This is a genomic window from Reinekea marinisedimentorum (assembly GCF_004341165.1).
GTDB classification, from domain to species: Bacteria; Pseudomonadota; Gammaproteobacteria; order Pseudomonadales; family Natronospirillaceae; genus Reinekea; species Reinekea marinisedimentorum.
Map to the genome: position 1 here is coordinate 1 of NZ_SLZR01000030.1, position 18912 is coordinate 18912.

15 protein-coding genes are annotated in these 18912 nt (G+C 51.5%); 7 read left to right on the top strand and 8 right to left on the bottom strand.

All coding sequences use genetic code 11. The annotated features are described in order from the left end of the window. Positions 1 to 182: 182 nt before the first annotated feature. The 5 genes from BCF53_RS18445 to BCF53_RS18465 all read right to left on the bottom strand — a co-directional run bounded on the left by BCF53_RS18445 (position 183) and on the right by BCF53_RS18465 (position 4345). Positions 183 to 764: an Hsp20/alpha crystallin family protein gene (locus BCF53_RS18445; RefSeq protein WP_132704135.1), complete on the bottom strand. Its 582-nt coding sequence runs from the start codon at positions 762 to 764 to the stop codon at positions 183 to 185. Positions 765 to 824: 60 nt separating this feature from the next. Next, complete coding sequence (locus BCF53_RS18450) at positions 825 to 1283, bottom strand: Hsp20 family protein (protein ID WP_132704137.1); 459 nt, start codon at positions 1281 to 1283, stop codon at positions 825 to 827. Between the two features lie 255 nt (positions 1284 to 1538). After that, positions 1539 to 2546 (bottom strand): MBL fold metallo-hydrolase, encoded by a 1008-nt coding sequence (locus BCF53_RS18455; RefSeq protein WP_132704139.1) that lies wholly within the window; start codon positions 2544 to 2546, stop codon positions 1539 to 1541. Positions 2547 to 2598: 52 nt separating this feature from the next. Next, a complete protein-coding gene (locus BCF53_RS18460; protein WP_132704141.1) occupies positions 2599 to 3630 on the bottom strand; it encodes an MBL fold metallo-hydrolase in 1032 nt (343 codons plus the stop codon). 277 nt (positions 3631 to 3907) lie between these two features. Further along, a complete protein-coding gene (locus BCF53_RS18465; RefSeq protein WP_165901994.1) occupies positions 3908 to 4345 on the bottom strand; it encodes a MarR family winged helix-turn-helix transcriptional regulator in 438 nt (145 codons plus the stop codon). A 195-nt stretch (positions 4346 to 4540) separates the two neighbouring features. Here BCF53_RS18465 and BCF53_RS18470 point away from each other — a divergent pair, with 195 nt between their 5' ends. The 3 genes from BCF53_RS18470 (at position 4541) to BCF53_RS18480 (ending at position 8217) form a co-directional block, all read left to right on the top strand. Next, complete coding sequence (locus BCF53_RS18470; RefSeq protein WP_132704145.1) at positions 4541 to 6310, top strand: PAS domain-containing sensor histidine kinase; 1770 nt, start codon at positions 4541 to 4543, stop codon at positions 6308 to 6310. A gap of 100 nt (positions 6311 to 6410) precedes the next feature. Then, on the top strand, positions 6411 to 7220 hold the full coding sequence (locus BCF53_RS18475) for a flagellin (protein ID WP_165901995.1): 810 nt from the start codon (positions 6411 to 6413) through the stop codon (positions 7218 to 7220). A gap of 142 nt (positions 7221 to 7362) precedes the next feature. Then, entirely contained in the window at positions 7363 to 8217 is an 855-nt protein-coding gene (locus BCF53_RS18480) for a metallophosphoesterase (RefSeq protein WP_132704149.1), read from the top strand. 16 nt (positions 8218 to 8233) lie between these two features. On the opposite strand, the gene aspA is transcribed toward BCF53_RS18480, so the two are convergent. Beyond that, positions 8234 to 10087 (bottom strand): aspartate ammonia-lyase, encoded by a 1854-nt coding sequence (gene aspA / locus BCF53_RS18485; protein ID WP_132704151.1) that lies wholly within the window; start codon positions 10085 to 10087, stop codon positions 8234 to 8236. Between the two features lie 522 nt (positions 10088 to 10609). Here aspA and BCF53_RS18490 point away from each other — a divergent pair. After that, complete coding sequence (locus tag BCF53_RS18490; protein ID WP_132704153.1) at positions 10610 to 12613, top strand: polysaccharide lyase family 7 protein; 2004 nt, start codon at positions 10610 to 10612, stop codon at positions 12611 to 12613. Positions 12614 to 12718: 105 nt separating this feature from the next. Here BCF53_RS18490 and BCF53_RS18495 read toward each other — a convergent pair whose 3' ends face one another. Further along, positions 12719 to 13711 carry a LacI family DNA-binding transcriptional regulator gene (locus BCF53_RS18495; protein WP_132704155.1) on the bottom strand — a complete coding sequence of 331 codons (993 nt, stop codon included), beginning with the start codon at positions 13709 to 13711 and terminating at the stop codon, positions 12719 to 12721. A gap of 269 nt (positions 13712 to 13980) precedes the next feature. Here BCF53_RS18495 and pfkB point away from each other — a divergent pair, with 269 nt between their 5' ends. Together pfkB and BCF53_RS18505 are read left to right on the top strand one after the other, a co-directional pair. After that, entirely contained in the window at positions 13981 to 14928 is a 948-nt protein-coding gene (pfkB, locus tag BCF53_RS18500) for a 1-phosphofructokinase (protein ID WP_132704157.1), read from the top strand. A 117-nt stretch (positions 14929 to 15045) separates the two neighbouring features. Further along, positions 15046 to 16434, top strand: a complete 1389-nt coding sequence (locus BCF53_RS18505) for a fructose-specific PTS transporter subunit EIIC (protein ID WP_243645870.1) — start codon at positions 15046 to 15048, stop codon at positions 16432 to 16434. Between the two features lie 69 nt (positions 16435 to 16503). On the opposite strand, the gene BCF53_RS18510 is transcribed toward BCF53_RS18505, so the two are convergent. After that, complete coding sequence (locus tag BCF53_RS18510) at positions 16504 to 16893, bottom strand: DUF3592 domain-containing protein (RefSeq protein ID WP_207902789.1); 390 nt, start codon at positions 16891 to 16893, stop codon at positions 16504 to 16506. A gap of 282 nt (positions 16894 to 17175) precedes the next feature. Here BCF53_RS18510 and BCF53_RS18515 point away from each other — a divergent pair, with 282 nt between their 5' ends. Beyond that, complete coding sequence (locus BCF53_RS18515; RefSeq protein ID WP_165901996.1) at positions 17176 to 18747, top strand: amidohydrolase; 1572 nt, start codon at positions 17176 to 17178, stop codon at positions 18745 to 18747. Positions 18748 to 18912: the final 165 nt, after the last annotated feature.

Here is an 18912-nt window from a genome sequence, read left to right on the forward strand (position 1 = left end):
TCTAATTCACTTCTTGCCGGGAGCGAAAAAGACGGAGTATTGCAGGTCACCTCCATTTTTTGAATGTGTGTCGCACTTAGTTTATGAATTCGGCCCTTGGAATAGCCAGGGCTTGGCGGACAATCGAAAAAACTGTTTAGGCTCATTTCCCACAGCTTACGATCTATGGTGAAACTTTCGGGCTAGGATGCGATAGAAATGCGCTTCACGTCGGATTCGTTCATGGTAACCCTGGGCACGGTAATTTTTAACAGGCCGTCTTTCATGGTTGCATGAATGTCATCGGCAGCGGCATCTTCCGGCAGTGCCAGTGTGCGCTGAAACGAACCGTAGTAGCGCTCTACCCGATAGTATTTTTTATCGTCGCTATCCGTTTTGGTTTCGGTTTCACCTTTAATGGTTAAGATGCGGTCTTTCAGTTCAATGGAAACATCACCTTCTTTCATACCCGGCAAGTCGACAGAAATTTCGTACTGTTTTTCATCACCGGAAACATCCGTAGACGGTTTAAAGCCCTGGTTAATATCCAGTGCGGGCATAAAGGCTTCATGACTGAAGCGGCCGGGGCCGGACAGACCAAAGGAGCGGAAAGCCTCATCAAACAGTCGGTCCATATCGCGGTGCAACTGCACAAATGAATCGAGCGGATGACCGCCTGCGACCGGCAGTGTCTCACCCTTTTTCACGGGCACAGGTGCCGCTGCAGAGCCGGCTTCATCTTCGTGTTTAAACCAGTTCCATGGGTTCAATTTTTCAAGTTTCATAACAAACCTCCCGGGGTGCCGCTGGCACCCCTTTACTGTTAAAAGTAACAGGCCTTAGGGTTAAGCCGCGTGCTCTGAACTGTGCTCGATAACGTTCGTATCCGAACCAATTTCAATCTTGCGTGGCTTCAGTTCTTCCGGAACGTTTTTCTTCAGTTCAATCACCAGTAAACCGTTCTTTAAGGAAGCGCCGGTTACTTCAACAAAGTCTGCAAGGTTAAACTTACGCTCAAAGGCCCGGTGGGCAATACCATGATGTAAGTACTTGCGTTTTTTCTCGTCCGCTTTTTTACCTGCGACAGCCAGCACACCCTTTTCCAGGGTGATATCGAGCTCGGATTCTTCAAAACCGGCAACCGCCAGAGTAATGGCGTAGCGGTTTACTTCCAGCAGTTCTATATCGTAAGGCGGATAGGCGCTATGGCCGGCATCTCCGGCAAAGGCGCTGTCCAGCAGGTTAGCGAAACGATCAAAACCGATGGTGCTTCGGTATAAAGGGGAGAGGTCAATTGCGTTCATAATATATCCTCCAAATGAGCAACATAAATAAAAACACATCAGTGGCAGAAGCTCTCGTGAGACACCCCTGCAGTCGTAAAAATAGGATTCTTTAAGCGCTTTTCAATAGCCGTTTTTGAAATATTTTTTATAAATTTCAGGCTAAAAATAATGAATTTTTATATAAAGTAAGGGCACCGGAAGTGCCACGGAAAGGAGGAATTAAAAGAGCCCTGCGCTGTGCGCAGGGCCCTGATGTGGTTTGCAAAACACCGCTCAGGCCAGGTAACGACCGCCGGTTTCAGCAATGATGATCTCGCCTTCATAGCCGGCATTACGCAGTGCCTGTTTGGTCGCCGCTTCATCGACCTGCAGTGGCGGCAGATGCGTCAGTACCACTTTCTTAACCTTGGCCTTTGAAGCCGTCTGCGCGATGTCTTCATTCGACATATGCGCCTTACGCATGTTGTCGCGCTGCTCCGGGTTACTCAACACGTTACTGGCAAACGCGCCCTCAGCCATGTGGGCATCGATGACCAGAATGTCGGCTCCCTTGGAAAGCTCGACGATGTCTTCGGAGTAGGCGGTATCGCCAGTGACCACAACCGCCTGACCTTCGGCTTCAAAACGGTAAGCGTAATTGGTGATGGTGTGAATACCTTCAGCCGCTTTCACCTGAACGCCATCCATCACAAAGGCTTCGGGTTTGGCCATCTCAGTAATGGTGACATTTTTCGCCAGCCCTTCTGCGGGGAAGCCATAGTGCATGCGGTAATCGAGGTCTTCTTTGTAGAAGGTCATCATCATGTCATACAGCTGCTGGGTTTGGCGCGGGCCGGCAATGTTCAGCTCGCGCCGACCGCCCGGGCCATTCCAGCCGCCGATAACAAAGGTGAAGAAATCGGAGTTATGGTCAGCGTGGTGATGGGTAAACAGCAGGTTTTTCACCTTTGAAGGCTCAATGCCGGCCTTCAGCAAGCCATGAGTGGCACCGCCGCCGCAATCCACCAGAAAATACTTATCGCGGAACTGCACCACGGTTGCCGGCCAGGTTCGGTTGCGGTTTGGCAGGTCCATCGGCGGCCCGGCAATGCCGATGGTAATCACCTGAAAGCCTTCGGGTAACGCGTTGGCGGCCGGCGGCTCACCGGCAGGTTTCGTTTGTGAGGCTGCAAATGCCGTGGAGCCGGCTGTCGCTGCCAACGATACTGCACCGGCAACCTTGCCGGCGGTGGTTAAAAAATCTCTGCGCGAGGCTTCGTAGCCCGGCTTTTTATCAGTCATGGTAAACACCTTTGTTATTTTTATTTCGTTTCGGTACCGCTGTTAAAGTGACTTAGGGGTTAATTTCCAGGCCATCACGGCCTTCAATAACTCGCCCTTTAAAGCCGGCCTGCTCAAAGTAAGGTTTGATCGCCGCCATGTTGAACGGCGCTGGCGGCAGGTGCGTCAGTACAACCGTTTTCACATTGGCGGCCGTTGCGGTTTTTGCCACCTCATCAATACCCATATGCGGGGCGACATCGAAGTTGCCGGCAAATTCATACTTCGGTTTCGGCTTCTTGATGGAGTCATCGGTAAAGGCCTGCTCTTCTGTGCCTTTCTTCGCGGCGGCGGCAACAATGTTTGCGTCGATCACCAGTACGTCGGCGTCTTTAGCCAGCTCGATAAGTGTCGGGTCGTAAGAGGTGTCGCCGGAAACGACAATCGATTTGCCATTCGCCTCAAAGCGATAGCCCAGGTTGTACATGGTGTGGGTCAGTGGCTCTGTGCGGATGCGCATACCATCAAGTTCAAACCGGTTGCTGCCGGTCAGTTCGCGCACATCAATGCCCTTGAACATACCCACCTCACTGACGCCACGCGCATAGCCGCGGTACTGTCGGTAGGTGAGATCGTCGGCAAAGAAATCGATCATGAAGTTGTAGTAAGCGCCGCTTCTTGGCGGGCCGATAATCTGCATTTCTTTACCGCCGGTCATCCAGCGGTTAATCATCAGGTCGACAAAATCGGTCATGTGGTCGGCGTGCAGATGGGTATAGAAGATTGCATTGATATTGCGGTAGGCAAAGCCATTTTCGGCCAGCACATCGTTACTGCCATTGCCGGTATCGAGCAGGTAGTAATGGCCATTAAACTGGATCATGGTGCAGGCAGAGGCGCGGTTTTTATCCGGAATTGGGTTACCGGTCCCTATGGTTACCACGCTGAAGTTTTGTGTGTGCTGGTAGCCGGCCGGGCCTGCGGCCTGTGCTTTGGCAGCCGTGCCTAGAACACCGGTTGCCCCCACCGAAAGCGCAGCAGCGCCGAATGCGGCCGATTTTACGAAGGCTCTTCGATCAAGCCCGTTTGAATTTTGATCAGACATTTAATCCCCTTAATGCAGAAAGCTTTTCCCGCTGGCGGGTTGTTGTTATTGGAAGCATTCATAAGCGGACAAAGAAGCGATGTGCGGCACAGGCATTGGCAAGTTTAAAGCCACCGGGCCCGGATAAGCGCCTGCTCTTTGAACAGGGAAATAGTATAAGTGGTTATACTAATATTCTATGGAATCGTTCAGGATCGGCTAAATTAATGATCCAGATCGCGTTGCAGAGCGCTTATCGGAACAAATTAGTATAAGCAGGATAACTATTATTCTGAAATTATTGACCGGCCAGGTTGTGGATCATGCGCTTCAGCATAGAGCGGTAGCTGTCTATTTCCTCGCTACTGAAGCCCCGGAATGCCACACCGCGGTGTTCATCAACCAGTGCCAGCAATGGCGTTTTTAACTTTTTACCCAGCGATGTTAAGAAGATACGGTTGTTGCGCATGTCGTTTTCACTGGGCACACGCACAACGATATTGGCCTCTTCCAGGTCGTTGATAATCTTGACCAGAGAGATTTTGCTGAGCTTAATGAATTCCCGCAGCTGCTTTTGCTCTATGCCATCCTCTTCATAAACATAAAACAGGATTCGCAGCTGATGCTTGGAAAGGTTCAGGCCACTCTCTGCCAGCAGCTTGGTCAGCCCTTCATGCAAGTGGTTGCCTGCTACATTGGTTAAAAAGGCCGGGCAATTATCGGTATAGTCTTTCACTAGCGCACTCTCTTTGCAGCACCTGATTTACAACAAAGAGTAAAGCAATTAACCTTATTTTCCCAATCTGAAGCTTGGATGAGTAACATCTTATTACATATAAACACGCCGCACAGGCGGGCTTTTGGCGGGCAATCCCGTCATCTGCAACTACTCTTAAATGAATAATAAGATCCGTTGAGATGCAGTAGAAGTATGCCTGACAACGCCCCTACTCCTGAAGAGCCATGGCTTAAGCAGATTAAGCAGCTCAAAGATGAAATTGCCGCCCTCAAGCAGGAGTCCTTTGAGAGCGGGCTTTCAGCTCAGCTCAGAGCTATTCTCGACAACATCCCCATTCGGGCCTTCTGGAAAGATACCAACAGCGTCTACCAGGGTGCCAATGCCACCTTCCTGTATGATGCTGGCATTCAGAGCTTCGACGACATCGTCGGCAAAACGGATTTTGATCTGCCGTGGACGGAGCATCAGGCCGAACTGTTCCGTCATGATGACAAACGGGTCATGGAGAGCGGCGAGCCGGACCTGAACATCGAAGAATCTCAGACCCGGGCCGATGGCATTACCGGCTGGCTGAGAACCAGTAAAATTCCGTTAAAAGACGATAGCGGTCATGTCTACGGCATTCTCGGCACCTACGAGGATATTACCGACCTTAAGCTGCAGCAGCGTGCGTTGGAAGCCAGCGAACAGCGCTTTAAGATGCTTTACAACCAAACCTCGCACCTGATGGGCCTGCTCACCCCAATGGGCAACATGATAGCCGGCAACGATACCGTCATGAAGCGCTTTAACCTCACCGAGGAAGGCACCGCCGGTAAGTATTTCCCGGATGCGCCGTTCTGGTCACATGATGCCTACGAACGCGATAAGGTGATCAATGGCATCGCTCAGGCGCTGAAGGGTGAAACCACCCAATTTCTTACCAACAACCCAACGCCGCAGGGCGACATTATCTTTGTAGAATTCAGCATTAAGCCGATCTTTGACGCCAGCGGGCAAGTTGAAATGCTTCTGGTAGAAGGCCACGAAGTGACCGAGGCAATCCACAACCAGAGACGCCTGGAAGAAGCAAAGAACAAGCTGCGCGAGCTGAACGAAACACTCGAACGCAGAGTGGCTGAACGCACCGAGCAGCTGGAAAGCAACAACAAGGTACTGTCATCGACACTGGAGCGCCTGAACAGAACGCAAACCGAGCTGGCAGAATCGGAGAAAATGGCCTCACTCGGCAGCCTGGTCAGCGGCTTTTCGCACGAGGTAAATACCCCTATTGGCATCGCAGTAACGGCCGGTTCTATGATCGGCGATGAACTTAAATCACTGCGCAACCTGTACCAGAATGGCGAAATGGCACGCAGCAATCTGGAAAGCTTTTTTGATAAAGCCGATGAAGGCGTGCTCATGCTGATTAAAAATCTGAAGCGCGCTTCCGAGTTGATCAGTAGCTTTAAACAGGTGGCTGTAGACCAGGCCTCTGATGTACTGCGCCCGATTGAACTGACCAGCTACATTCACGAAGTTATCAACAGTCTGCACCCCAAATTTAAACGCACCAACATTTCGGTCGAGGTTGAATCCAGCGAACAGATTGAGCTGATCACCTACCCGGGTAACATCGCGCAGATCATCACCAACCTGTTCATCAATTCCATCACCCATGCTTTTGAAGGTATTGCCAAGCCGGAAATTAAAATCCACGTGGAAAAGCACCGCTCCGCTGACAGTATCTCACTGGTCTATCAGGATAACGGTGTCGGCATGAACGAATCGGTACTGCAGCACGTGTTTGAACCGTTCTTCACCACCCGCCGGGAAGATGGCGGCAGCGGCCTGGGCATGAACATTGTGTACAAGCTTGTGACCCAAAAGCTGCAGGGCAAAATCAGCTGTGAGAGTGAATTCGGCCACGGCGTGAAATTTAAAATCACCCTGCCTGTAAAACTGAACTTACCGGATAGCTGAGCTTGCCTGCCGCCTACAAAAGGAAACAAAAGACGCGGCAAAACCCGCTAAAATAACGGCCTGACTTTGTATGTTTGCCCGCATAAATTGGAGCCCGGCTATGAACATTAACGGCGTCTCAGCTTCTACAAGCTCTTTGAACAGCAGTTCAGAGCGTATCGATTCACTGTTTGAGCAACTCAGCTCCGGCAAGCGGATCAACAGCGCTGCCGATGATGCAGCAGGGCTGGCCATCAGCACCCAAATGAGCAGCGAAACTCAGGGCCAGATGCAGGCCATCGCCAACGCGTCCGATGGCATCGCTTTAACCCAGACCGCTGCCGGCGCACTTGAAACCGTGACCGATAACGTTCAGCGCATTCGCGAGCTTTCTGTGCAAGCGGCAAACAGCAGCTATTCTGCAACCGACCGTGAAGCTATAAACTCTGAAGCGCAGATGCTGGTTGAACAGACCAACTCGGTGCTCGAATCCGCCAACTTTAACGGTGTTTCACTATTCAACAGCAGCGATGATCAGGTGTTTCAGATTGGCCCCGAGGCCGGCGATACCCTAACCGTTGAAGCGAACGACCTAACCACGCAAATTGCAGATATGGGCTTTGGCAGTATCGACCTGAGCAGCGCAGAAGGTGCCAGTGCCGCACTGGAAATGAGCGACAGTGTGCTCGACTCTGTAAGCTCAGCCGCCGCCGAATTTGGCGCGGTGCAAAACCGGTTTGAATCGGTCGTCAGCGGGCTGGAGCAATCGGTCCTCAGCAGCACCGCCACCACCTCGCAAATTCAGGATACCGACTACGCCGAAACCATCAGCGCACTGGCCTCCGAGCAGGTGAAAGAACAGGCCGCGCTGGCCGTTCAGGCCATGGCCAATGAAAATCAGGGCAACGTGCTGCGTTTGCTGGGCACTTAAGCCGACATCGGCTCAGGCTTATTCTGTGCCTGAGCTGGATAAAACTGAATAAAACCGGATACACAAGAATTAACGGGCTGTCACAACAGCGCCTTTTAGCCGCGTTACCCTGCAGCCTGTTTGTTCTTAACCCGGATTCAAAATGCCCGCATCCTCCACAACACCACAACTCACACTCTTCGTTTGCTCCGACCTGCATCTCAACCTGCTCAGCCCGCATCAACTGGACGCACTCACACTTCCGGCGGCCGATGCCTACCTGATCGCCGGAGATACCATGGATGGCGTTGACCCGCAGCTGTGCAACTGGGTGGTGGAAAACACCCGCAACCAGCCCACCTTTCTGATACCGGGGAACCACGACCTGCACGGCTTTACCCGCCATGGCGCCGTCACCGCCCTGGAGAAAGCCTTCTCGCACAGTCGGGTAACGGTGCTGATGGATTCGTACGCGGAGATTGCGCCGGGCCTCGCCGTCTACGGCAGCGACTACTGGACCGACCTGAAGCTGACCCACAACCCTGAACAGGTCAGCCAAACGCTGCGCGAGTCGTGGGATGACTTTAAAAAGATAAAAACAGAAAGCGATGACGGCGAGCGCAGCATTACACCGGAAGACACCGTAGCCTGGCACCGCCGGGCCAAACAAAAACTGGCAGAGTTTGCCGAAGGCTATCAGGGCCGCTACATCCTGATGACGCACCACGGTGCCTTTAAGGAAATTCTGCCACTGAACCACCGCAATGAGCACAGCTTTAATGAACTGGATGCCGCCTACACCTCGGATGGCCGCCACTTTATCCACAGCCTGAAAAACAAGCCGCTGCTGTGTGTGAATGGCCACTTACATATCCGCCACCAGAGTACCGAGAACGGCATCCGGCTTTATGCCAATCCGCGCCTCAGCGAGGGCGAGTTGGCACAACAGACGCTGAGTGTGACGCTCTGCGACGAGCAACAGCATCAACGCGCTCAGCATTACAGCACGGGTGAATGACGGCGGGTAAAACGACTCAGCCGACCATGTTTTCCGGTGCCATCACCTCTTCCAGCTGCTGTTTAGAAAGCAGCCCCTGCTGCAGTACCAAATCGTAAACACTGCAATCGTTCTGCAGTGCTTCCTTCGCCAGCCGGGTGCAAACCTCGTAGCCGAGATAAGGGTTCAGTGCGGTAATGACACCAATCGAATTCTTCACGTTGTCCAGGCACACCTGAGCATTGGCGGTAATACCGCTGATGCACCGGCTGCTCAGGGTGTTCATACCGCTCTTGAGAATTTCGATCGATTCAAACAGGCTTTCCACCATCACCGGTTCCATCACGTTCAATTCCAGCTGACCGGCTTCGGCGGCCATGGTGATGGTCTGGTCGTTACCGATCACCTTATAAGCGATCTGATTCACCACCTCAGGAATCACCGGGTTCACCTTGCCTGGCATAATGGACGAGCCGGGCTGCATCGGCGGCAGATTAATCTCGTTTAAGCCGGCACGCGGGCCGGAAGACAGCAGGCGCAAATCGTTACAGATTTTAGAAAGCTTCACCGCCAGTTGCTTCAGCGCAGAGGAGTACATCACCAGCGCGCCGGTATCGTGCGTGGCCTCAATCAGGTCGTCGGCCAGGCGCACCTTGTAGCCGGTTACCTCGCGCAGGTAAGGCACAATCTTTTCCCGGTAGGCCGGCGCAGCGTTCAGCCCGGTGCCAATGGCTGTACCGCCCATGTTCACGGTCAGAAAATCGCCGCTGCAGGTTTTCAGCCGTTCAATTTCATTGCGCAGGCTGGAAGCGTAGGCCTGAAAACTCTGCCCCAGGGTCATCGGCACGGCATCCTGCAATTGGGTTCGGCCCATTTTCAGAATGTCGCGGAACTCATTCGACTTTAATTCAATAAACCCGATCAGCTTTTCAACTTCGCGCATCAGCTCTTCGTTGGCCTCCAACAGCGCAACCTTAATGGCGGTTGGGTAGGCATCGTTGGTCGATTGCGAACAGTTAATGTGATTGTTGGGGCTGCAATGCTGGTACTCACCGCGCTGATAACCGAGGATTTCCAGTGTGCGGTTGGCGATCACCTCGTTGGCATTCATGTTGGTGGAAGTACCCGCACCGCCCTGAATCATGTCGACAATAAAGTGGTTGTGCAGCATGCCCATCACAATTTCATCGCAGGCCTGACAAATGGCTCCGATCATTTCATCCGGGATGTGGCCGAGCTCATGGTTGGCCAGTGCCGCTGCCTTTTTCACCCTGGCCAAGCCGCGAATAAAGCTGGGATAAAAGTTCAGGGTAATACCGCTGATGTTAAAGTTTTCCAGCGCGCGCAGGGTTTGCACGCCGTAGTAGGCAGTATCGGGAATCTGCTTTTCACCAAGCAAGTCGTGCTCGGTGCGGTAGCTATTGTTGCGGTAAAGGGTGGCAATGTTTTCATAACGGCTGTTGGCGTGTTCCATTCGGCGAATCACGATCTGCGAAATGGTCGAGCACACCTGAAGCGCCAAATCGCCATGCGCTTCCAGCAACGACTGCAATGCCTCGCGACTGAATTGTAGCAGCGTGGTATTGGCCAGCATGCGCGCATTCACGCCATGGATGTGCTCCGGTGCGATCAAGACCGTTTCACCAATGAACTCGTGCCTGGAAAACACCGTCAGGCTTTGCTCAATGCCTTCCTTGATGTCGTAAAGCTGAATACTGCCGTCCACAATGACATAGAGGGCATCAGCGCTGTCGTCGCTTTGAAACAGCGTATCGCCTTTAGAAAAGGTTTTGGGCTGTGCGCATTCTGCAAACAGGGCGAGTTGCTGTGGCGAAACACCGTGCAGAATTTCCACCTGGCTCAGGCATTCAATAATGGCTGCTTTATTCATGGATATACCGTTTTTATGAGTCGAGAAAGTTGGCTTGCCGAAAGCATGGAGCATGCCAGTAAAACGGGTCAAAAATACAGGTATCGCAGCCGCCTGAAGAATACGGCTCGCCACCCGTAAACAGCGTACTTTGCTGTCGCTGATTCGGCGATTGCTGACGCCTGCGTTTTAGCCTCGGCCACCGGCTTGCACTGTTGAAATGCATGGCTATCGCGGAAGCAATTAAATGGCTCCACCGTATGGCATTTTTATAAAAACTAAGCAGGCGGATCGGCTGCAGCCCAATGCCACACTTTAGAGCTTGCTCTCAGTCGCGCTTTGAACTCTTGCACAATGCCGAACGCGCGCCGTCTGCTTTTTCGATCCGATGCACACTCTAAAACCAAACCCATGTTTTGTATGACAAAAAGCCTCTAACGTAAGCCGCGCATAAAAATAAAATTACGATTATCTCTCGGCTCATTCAATCTTTTGATGTGAACAGAACGGGTCGTTCAATCCATAAAGACCAAGAGGTTAAATGTGAAAAAGATACTGACTATATCTGCATTGGCGCTGTCAATTTCTGCTGCCAATGCTGCGACCTTTGTTATCGAAAAGCAGGGCACCAGCTTTGCCATGGACGGAGGCTCAGGCTCAGAGCGCGAAGGAAACACCGCCTACATTTGGGAAACCGATGATGAAATGGATAACGAAAACCAATGGTGGGTTCAATACGACCGCGGTGACGGCTATTACTCCTACAAAAAATACGGCACCTCGCTGTGTTTAGATGGCGGTGAAGACGGTTCAGATGGCCAGGAAATAACCCTGGAAGAGTGTGACGCAGACAACTACGACCAGCATTGGGAGAAGGTCAAAGTTACCAGTGGCACTGAAATCTATCGCTTTATTAAGCGTAATGATGATGAACACGCTATTTATGGCGGTGAAGAAAACACCAATAAACTGGATCTGACCTTAACTGACGAAGACGATGACGATGCCGACCAATACTGGGAGCTGTTTAACATCGATACCGACAGCGTTGTAGATGATGAAGACGACGACAGCGACAGCGAAACCGACAGCAGTACAACGCCCGATGGCTACGCGGCACTGATCACCGACAGCAGCAGTTCTGATACCGGAGAACTGCGCCTGAACCTGGGCAATGGCTATTCCGAAGGTACATTATCTGTTGATGTTAAAATGTCTTCCGATGAAACCGAAACGGCCTACATTGGCATCTATGGCGAAAGCGGCGCGGATACCGCCTACCGCATGGCCGAGTTAAAACTGGATGACAGCTATTCCGACTATGGCGACAGCTACATCGGCGTGCGTCTTCGCGATGACAGCAGCTATGACAGCAGCACACTGACCAGCATCAGCGCAGATGCGTGGACCAACTTTACGGTCGCATGGGATCTTGACAGTGCAACCTACAGTGTTGAAGTCGATGGTACCGAGCTGGGTTATTTCAACCTGATTGAAAGCAGCGAAGATGTTCAATATGTTGCGATTAAGCTTTCAACCAACTCTGGCAAAGCCGCAGCAGATTACCCGATCTTCATCGATAACATCGATGTTTCATCCGGCAGCGACAGCGTCTTCTTTGATGACTTTGAAAGCTATGATGCCAACTACGATTTGAGCAGTGACGACAATTACGATTCAAAATCATTCAGCGTCACAGTTGTCGACCCTGAAAACCTCGATGAAGTAGACGATGGCAATACCGATGATACGGATGATGGCAGTACCGATGACACAGACGATTCAACCGGCACCATCAGCGACTTCGACTGGGATGGCTGGAAAGTTACCCTGCCCGTCAACGGTGATACCTACTACGACGATGGCAACACCGACAGCGCCGCTGAAATTCTGCCGATGGATGAAGAATCCGGCGAACAGTGCTCTGAAGATGTATTCAATGAAGATCTGGAAAACGATTACTTCTGGTCAGACAGCGAAGGCCTGCACTTTAAAGTGCCGATGAACCTGGATGGCAAAACACCGAATACCTCTTACATTCGCTCTGAACTGCGTGAGCTGTACGATTGGTCGCCTTGCGAAACTAGCAGCGAAGCGAACTGGGCATACGGTGGTGACCACACACTCGAAGCCACCCTGCGTATGGACGACTACAACGAAGACACCACCAAAGTTGTCATCGGTCAGATTCATGGCCACGACATCAGCTACGCAACGATTAAGCTGCACTGGGAAGGTGACGACAAACCGATTCGTGTGATCTATAACGAAACACCGGAAGAATCGAGCTCAGAATCTGTTTACCTGGGTTATGTAGACGCTTCAGACTTCTTCAGCTACACCATCAAAATGACCGATGAAGGCATTGAGTTAACCGCTGGTGGCGTCACCGAAACCATTAAGTTTGGTGAGGAACTGGACGATGCCTGGACGGATGAAACCTTCTACTTTAAAGCCGGTCTTTACCCACAGGAAGAGCCGGATGAAGACTCCAGCGATGTTTATGAAGCAACGTTCTCTAGCGTGACTGTTACGCACTCTAATTAAGATTTTCAGTTAGAAGAGACTTAAAAGCGCGACTGTTTGGTCGCGCTTTTTTATTGGGAATTTGAAAAGCAGCTAAACGAAAAATTCTGGAAGTAAACGACCCACTTAAAATCGCCGCTTCAGCGTTCGGGTAATAATGCGGTTCTGCGGCGTATCATTATTTTCAATAGCTTGCTCTGTGATCGACCAGGCCGCTTCGGCAATTTGCTCGTATTGTTGGGGCAACGAGACCACCGGTATCGGCAAAAAATCCAGCAGGCGACTGTCGCCGAAGGTAGCCAGATGAATATTGCCGGAGGCGCCCAGCCCGGGGCCGAATTCATTTTGCAGCTCACTGATCACGCCTTCCAGCAGCGCATAGGATGTTGTCACGATCGCCGGTGGTAAACCGCCCTGCTCTTCGCGCGCCTGCTGCAGCAATGCTACGCCACCGGCCGGCTCAAAGTGATCGCCATAATAGATGTGCGCGGTCAGGCCATTGATGCCGGCAACGGCATCACGAAACCCGCGCTCACGTTCTTTACTGATCGAAAGCTCGGGGATAGCACCAATCAGGCTAATCGAGCCCAGTTGCTGCAAAGGAAGAGCCCGCGTCAGTTGCAGGCCGCCTTCATAGTCATCGGAAAGTACATTGGAGAAGCCCTCCGGTAGGGCACGGTCGAGCGCGATTACCGGCGTGCCGTTCTTAACAATCTTTTGATATGGACTGGCATCGGTTAAGCAGGTAGAAACCATCAGCGCATCAATACCGCGAGAGACCAGCTTTTGCGCACTTTCGACCTCGGTTTCCGGGTTGTCATCGGAAGAGGCAATAATCAGCTGAAAGCCCTTTTTACGGGCCAGCGCTTCCAGCCGCTTGGCAATGCGCAGGTAACTTCGGTTTTCAAAATCGGGCACGATCAGGCCAATGGCATAGCTTTTACCACTGCGCAGTGAGGCGGCTGAATGGTTGGGCTGATAGTCGTGCTCCTGCACCACCCTGAGGACTTTATCCTGGGTTTTCTGGCTGATGCGGTATTTTTCGGCCTTACCGTTTAAAATACTGCTGACTGTTGCCTTGGAAACCCCAGCGAGCTTTGCGATATCTGCCAAGTTCATAACTACCCCCGTTTACTCGGACCCTTATTGTACAAAAAACCGAGCTGAATGCATTTAGCAATGCCAAATCACTACAAATTTCTAGCATTTATAACCTTTTTTCTGATTCAAACCACTTTTCATTCAGATTGAACAGTGTTTTTTACAAAAAGTTAATAACTGGCGGTTGATCTGTTTGCTGAATCGGTTCAGTATACTTGCTAAATCGTTTTAGCAAGCTACTCTATAAATACAATAAACGTTGCGACATCAAGTACAGGGGCTCCAATATGACCAAACCCGTTTTAACCGTTACGTTGAATCCCGCCCTGGATTTAACCGTTTCACTGTCCACACTGCACGCAGGTGAGGTCAACAAGGCTCAGGCGGGCTCGCTGCGCGCGGCCGGCAAAGGCATTAATGTGGCGGCAGTGCTGAAAGACCTGGATCACACGGTGACAGCCACCGGATTTTTAGGCGAAAACAACCACGCTCAGTTTCAGGATTTCTGCGAACAAAAGGCTGTGGATAACCGCTTTCTGTTTATCCCCGGCGCAACCCGCATCAATGTGAAAATCTCTGAAGTGGGCGGCCGGGTAACGGATGTCAATCTGCCGGGCCTGAATGTTCCGGCAAGCTATTGGCAGCTGCTGAAAGACAACCTGGTGCCACTGGCTAAACAGTGCAGTGCTGTCGTTCTGGCGGGCAGCCTGCCACCGGGCTTACAGCAGAATGCCTATGCCGAACTCATTCACCTTTTAAAAGACTGCGATGTTCCGGTCGTGGTGGATACCAGTGGCGAAGCATTGCTGGCCGCGGTTGCCGCCAAACCAGCGCTGATTAAGCCCAACGTACACGAGCTGGAAGTATTTACCGGCCAGCCGGTAACCAACCAGCAACAGCTGCTGGCGGCAGGTAAAAAGCTGATCGCCGATGGCATAGCAAACGTGGTGATCTCTGATGGTGAAAAGGGCTGCTACTGGCTAACGGAAAACCGCATTGTGAAGGCGGTACCACCGCTGATGGATGTTGTCAGCACCGTTGGCGCAGGAGACAGCCTGGTGGCCGGGCTAACCCATTGCCTGGTGAATAAAACCGCCCTACCCGAGGGCCTGCAACTGGCCTGTGCTGTTTCAGCGCATGCCGTAGAACAGGTCGGCGTCGGCATTTTATCCGCCGAGCGATTACAACAAATTCTGGAGCTGGTTCGCGTTGAAGACCTTTCCGGGTCTCTGTGAACCGTTGCTTGTAACCGTGCAGGGCAACGCCTTGCACAATAAAAAATTCAGCAAACTTTTGTAGCGCTGATTAACTTTAGTCAACAACAAAAACAACAATTTAATGAGGTAATGATTATGCAACCGTTAAATATTATTGCAGTTACCGCTTGCCCCACAGGTGTCGCCCACACCTTTATGGCAGCGGAAGCACTGCAAATAGCGGCGACTGAAAAAGGACACCAGATCAAGGTGGAAACCCGCGGTTCCATTGGTGCTGGTGAAAAGCTCACCGCCGAAGAAATAGCCGCTGCCGACTTTGTGATTCTGGCAGTCGATATTGAAGTGGATACCAGTGCCTTTGCCGGTAAACGCATTTACCGCACCAGCACCGGTAACGCCTTGCGCAAGGCCGCTGAGGTGATCGAAACCGCAGCCACCGAGGCCGTTGTTGAGCAAGGCTCCGCCGGCAACCAACCGGCAGCAGACTTCAAGAAAGAGAAAACCGGTGCCTACAAACACCTGATGACCGGCGTATCGTTCATGCTGCCGGTTGTTGTGGCGGGTGGTTTGATTATCGCCCTCAGTTTTATTTTTGGTATTGAAGCCTTTAAAGAAGAAGGCACCCTGGCCGCTGCCCTGATGACCATTGGTGGCGGTTCTGCCTTTGCATTGATGATTCCGGTACTGGCCGGTTACATTGCCTTTTCTATTGCCGACCGTCCCGGCCTGGCACCCGGTTTAGTGGGTGGCATGCTGGCCTCCAGCGTTGGCGCGGGCTTCCTAGGCGGCATTGTTGCCGGTTTCATCGCCGGTTACGGTGCCAAGTGGCTGGTCGATACCATTAAGCTGCCTAAATCCCTGGAATCTTTAAAACCTATTCTGATTGTTCCGTTCATTGCCACGCTGGTTACCGGCCTGATTATGATTTACATCGTCGGCGGCCCGGTTTCAGCCATCATGAACGGCCTCACCGACTTCTTACAGAGCATGGGTTCTGCAAACGCGGTTGTGCTGGGTATCATCCTGGGTGCAATGATGTGTTTCGACCTCGGTGGCCCTGTTAATAAAGCGGCTTATACCTTTGGCGTTGGCCTGCTGGCTTCTCAAACCTATGCCCCTATGGCAGCGGTAATGGCGGCTGGTATGACACCTGCTATTGGTATGGGGTTGGCTACATTCTTCGGTCGTAAGTACTTCACAGATTCAGAGCATGAAGCAGGGCGTGCTTCGTTTGTTCTGGGTCTGTGCTTTATTTCCGAAGGCGCCATTCCCTTCGCAGCAAAAGACCCGCTGCGTGTTATTCCTTCAACCATGATCGGCGGTGCCATTACCGGTGCGCTGTCTATGGTGATCGGTGCTGAGCTGCTGGCTCCTCACGGCGGTATTTTTGTACTGTTTATTCCGAATGCGATTTCACACGTATTCCTGTACGCCGGCTCAATCGCTATTGGCTCTGTGGTAACTGCAGCCTGCTACCTGGTTGCCAAAAACATTGGCAACAAAGGCGTTACCCAAGCGGCTTAATAGACTTTCAGAGAGACGCGTTTATTAGCGCGTAATTTCAGGCCAGCCTCGCGCTGGCCTTTTTTGTACCTAAAACAGCCCATAGTAAAAAGCAGGTAGCGAGAGACCAATAAACAATATCCCCAACCAGGAATCATTTCCTTTAGCCAAACGGGCCTTCGCTTCATTTCCCGGCTGGTAGAGAACGTCGACTTTTTCGCCAACAGGGATGGCCTTAGAGCTATAAGAGGTATTCGATTTAACCTCGTACGCCTTTCCACCTACAGCAAACACAAAGTAAGGGCAGTACATTGTCCGCTTTCGGTTATCGCTGTCTTTACTTTGATACTCATCATAGCGAAGAATTTCACCCTGAGCTTTTATCGCGCTTTTGTTAAAGCGGTAGTAATCATAAACCATGAATACCCCCAGCCCGGCAAAAATGCCACCTGCAACTAATGGGACAAACTGAATTTCCATACTTTCTCCTTGAGAGGTGTAGTAAGAACTAACTCTGGAATATACGTTTATTAGCTAGGGTATAAAAGCGTGCAGCAATATGCCCGGAGCGAGCGACTAAGGCCGGGTCAGCAGGTGACTTTCCACCTTGCTTAAAAGCATCTCCATACACCTAAAGTACCAGTTAGCTCTTTACTAAAAATAAACCAATCAAGAATCTCAATCGTGAATACTGCGCGTACCGGTGCTGACGATAGTAATGATCCGTTGGCTTGAGTCTTAATGATAAAAGAGAGAGTAATCATGACCCGAATAAAACTTTCAATGCTGCTTGCGATGGCATTGCCGATGAGCGCGCTGGCGGCACCCCCCAGCGCAGACACCGTATTGATAGGCGGTAAAGTTCTGACGGCCGACGATAGCTTCACTATCGCCGAAAGCCTGGCCATTAAAGATGGGCGCATCGTTGCGGTAGGAAGTAACAGTAACGTCAGCGCCTATATTGGCGCTGAGACCCATATCATTGAGCTCGACGGTAAAACCGTAATTCCCGGTTTAATCGACAACCATTTCCACTTTGTGCGCAGTGCCTGGAACTTCCAGAACGAAGCTCGACTAGACGGTGTCGATACCCGCGCTGAAGCACTGGCAATCTTAAAAGCAAAAGCGGCCGAAGCTGAACCGGGTGACTGGATTACGGTGATTGGTGGCTGGTCACCACGTCAGTTTCAGGATGACTCCAGCAGTTTTACCCTGGCTGAGTTGGACTCGGTATCTAAAACAAACCCAGTGTACTTGCTGCAAAGCTATTCCAGTGGCTATGCCAACAGTGCTGCCTTTGCCGAAACGGGAACAGAAAATACCGGCAGTGCCGAGCTTTCAGGCCGCAATGGCTTAACGCCCTTTACCAATGCCGTGAGCTGGAGCAACAAGGCAGCTAGCCGAGAAGCCATTTTGAACTATATGGCTGAACTGAACCGCTTAGGATTAACCGCGGTGTACGATTCTGGCCGCGAATCGGATGGCGACTTAACCCCCATTGGCGAACTGGCCGCCGAAGGGCCAATGCCGCTTCGAGTGTTCCATACGCTGCGATATAACGCAGCTGATGCGCCAGCTGCTGTAAACCTTATTGAAGGTATGTCACCGAATACCAAGAATGACTACTACGGCTTGATTGGCCTGGGTGAGCACATATATTCCCCTGTGCAAGATAGCCCTAACGTGACGGCTATGTGGCCAGACGCCACCTGGGCACCCTTCAGCGATATTTCGTGGGCTGCTGCTAAAAATGGCTGGTCCGTTCATGAACATGTAATGAGCAACGCCACCGCAGTTCAGTTTTTAGATCTCATTGAAGATATCGCTGAAGAAGTTCCGCAAGTAAAAGAACTTCGCTGGACCATTGCCCACGCAAATGGCATGACCGATGCCGAAATTGCCCGCGCCAAAGATTTAGGTGTAGCCATTGGTGTGCACGCCCAAGCACGCATGAGTTTTAGAACAGTTGATAAACCGCCGATTGGCAGTATCTCCCGCTCGGGTGTGTTGTGGGGGCTTGGTTCAGACGGTGCAATTGTGTCCTCGTACAATCCGTTTCACACCTTAGGTTGGGCAGTTACCGGTAAAAACATTGCTCAAGGCATTGGCTGGGGAGATACCGAAACAGTATCGCGTGAAGAGGCTTTACTGGCGCACACAAACTACAACGCCAAGTTAATCTTTATGGAAGATGATTTAGGTACGCTTGAAGTTGGTAAGCTGGCTGACTTGGTTGTGTTGAATGAAGATTACTTGACGGTGCCCGAAGATGATATTGCGCATCTTCTGCCGGTACTTACGATGACGGCGGGAGAAGTCGTTTTCGAGAAGTAAGTAGATAATCACAATTAAAACCCCGACTCAATTGTAGATACCATCTCTCCATATCGCGTACAAGCACTTGTTCAAGCTGCTTGTGCGCAATATTCCGTTTGATTTTTAACGACGCCAAAACAGATTTGAACAAGCTTTCTCATGGCTGCACCCAGTGCTTCCATC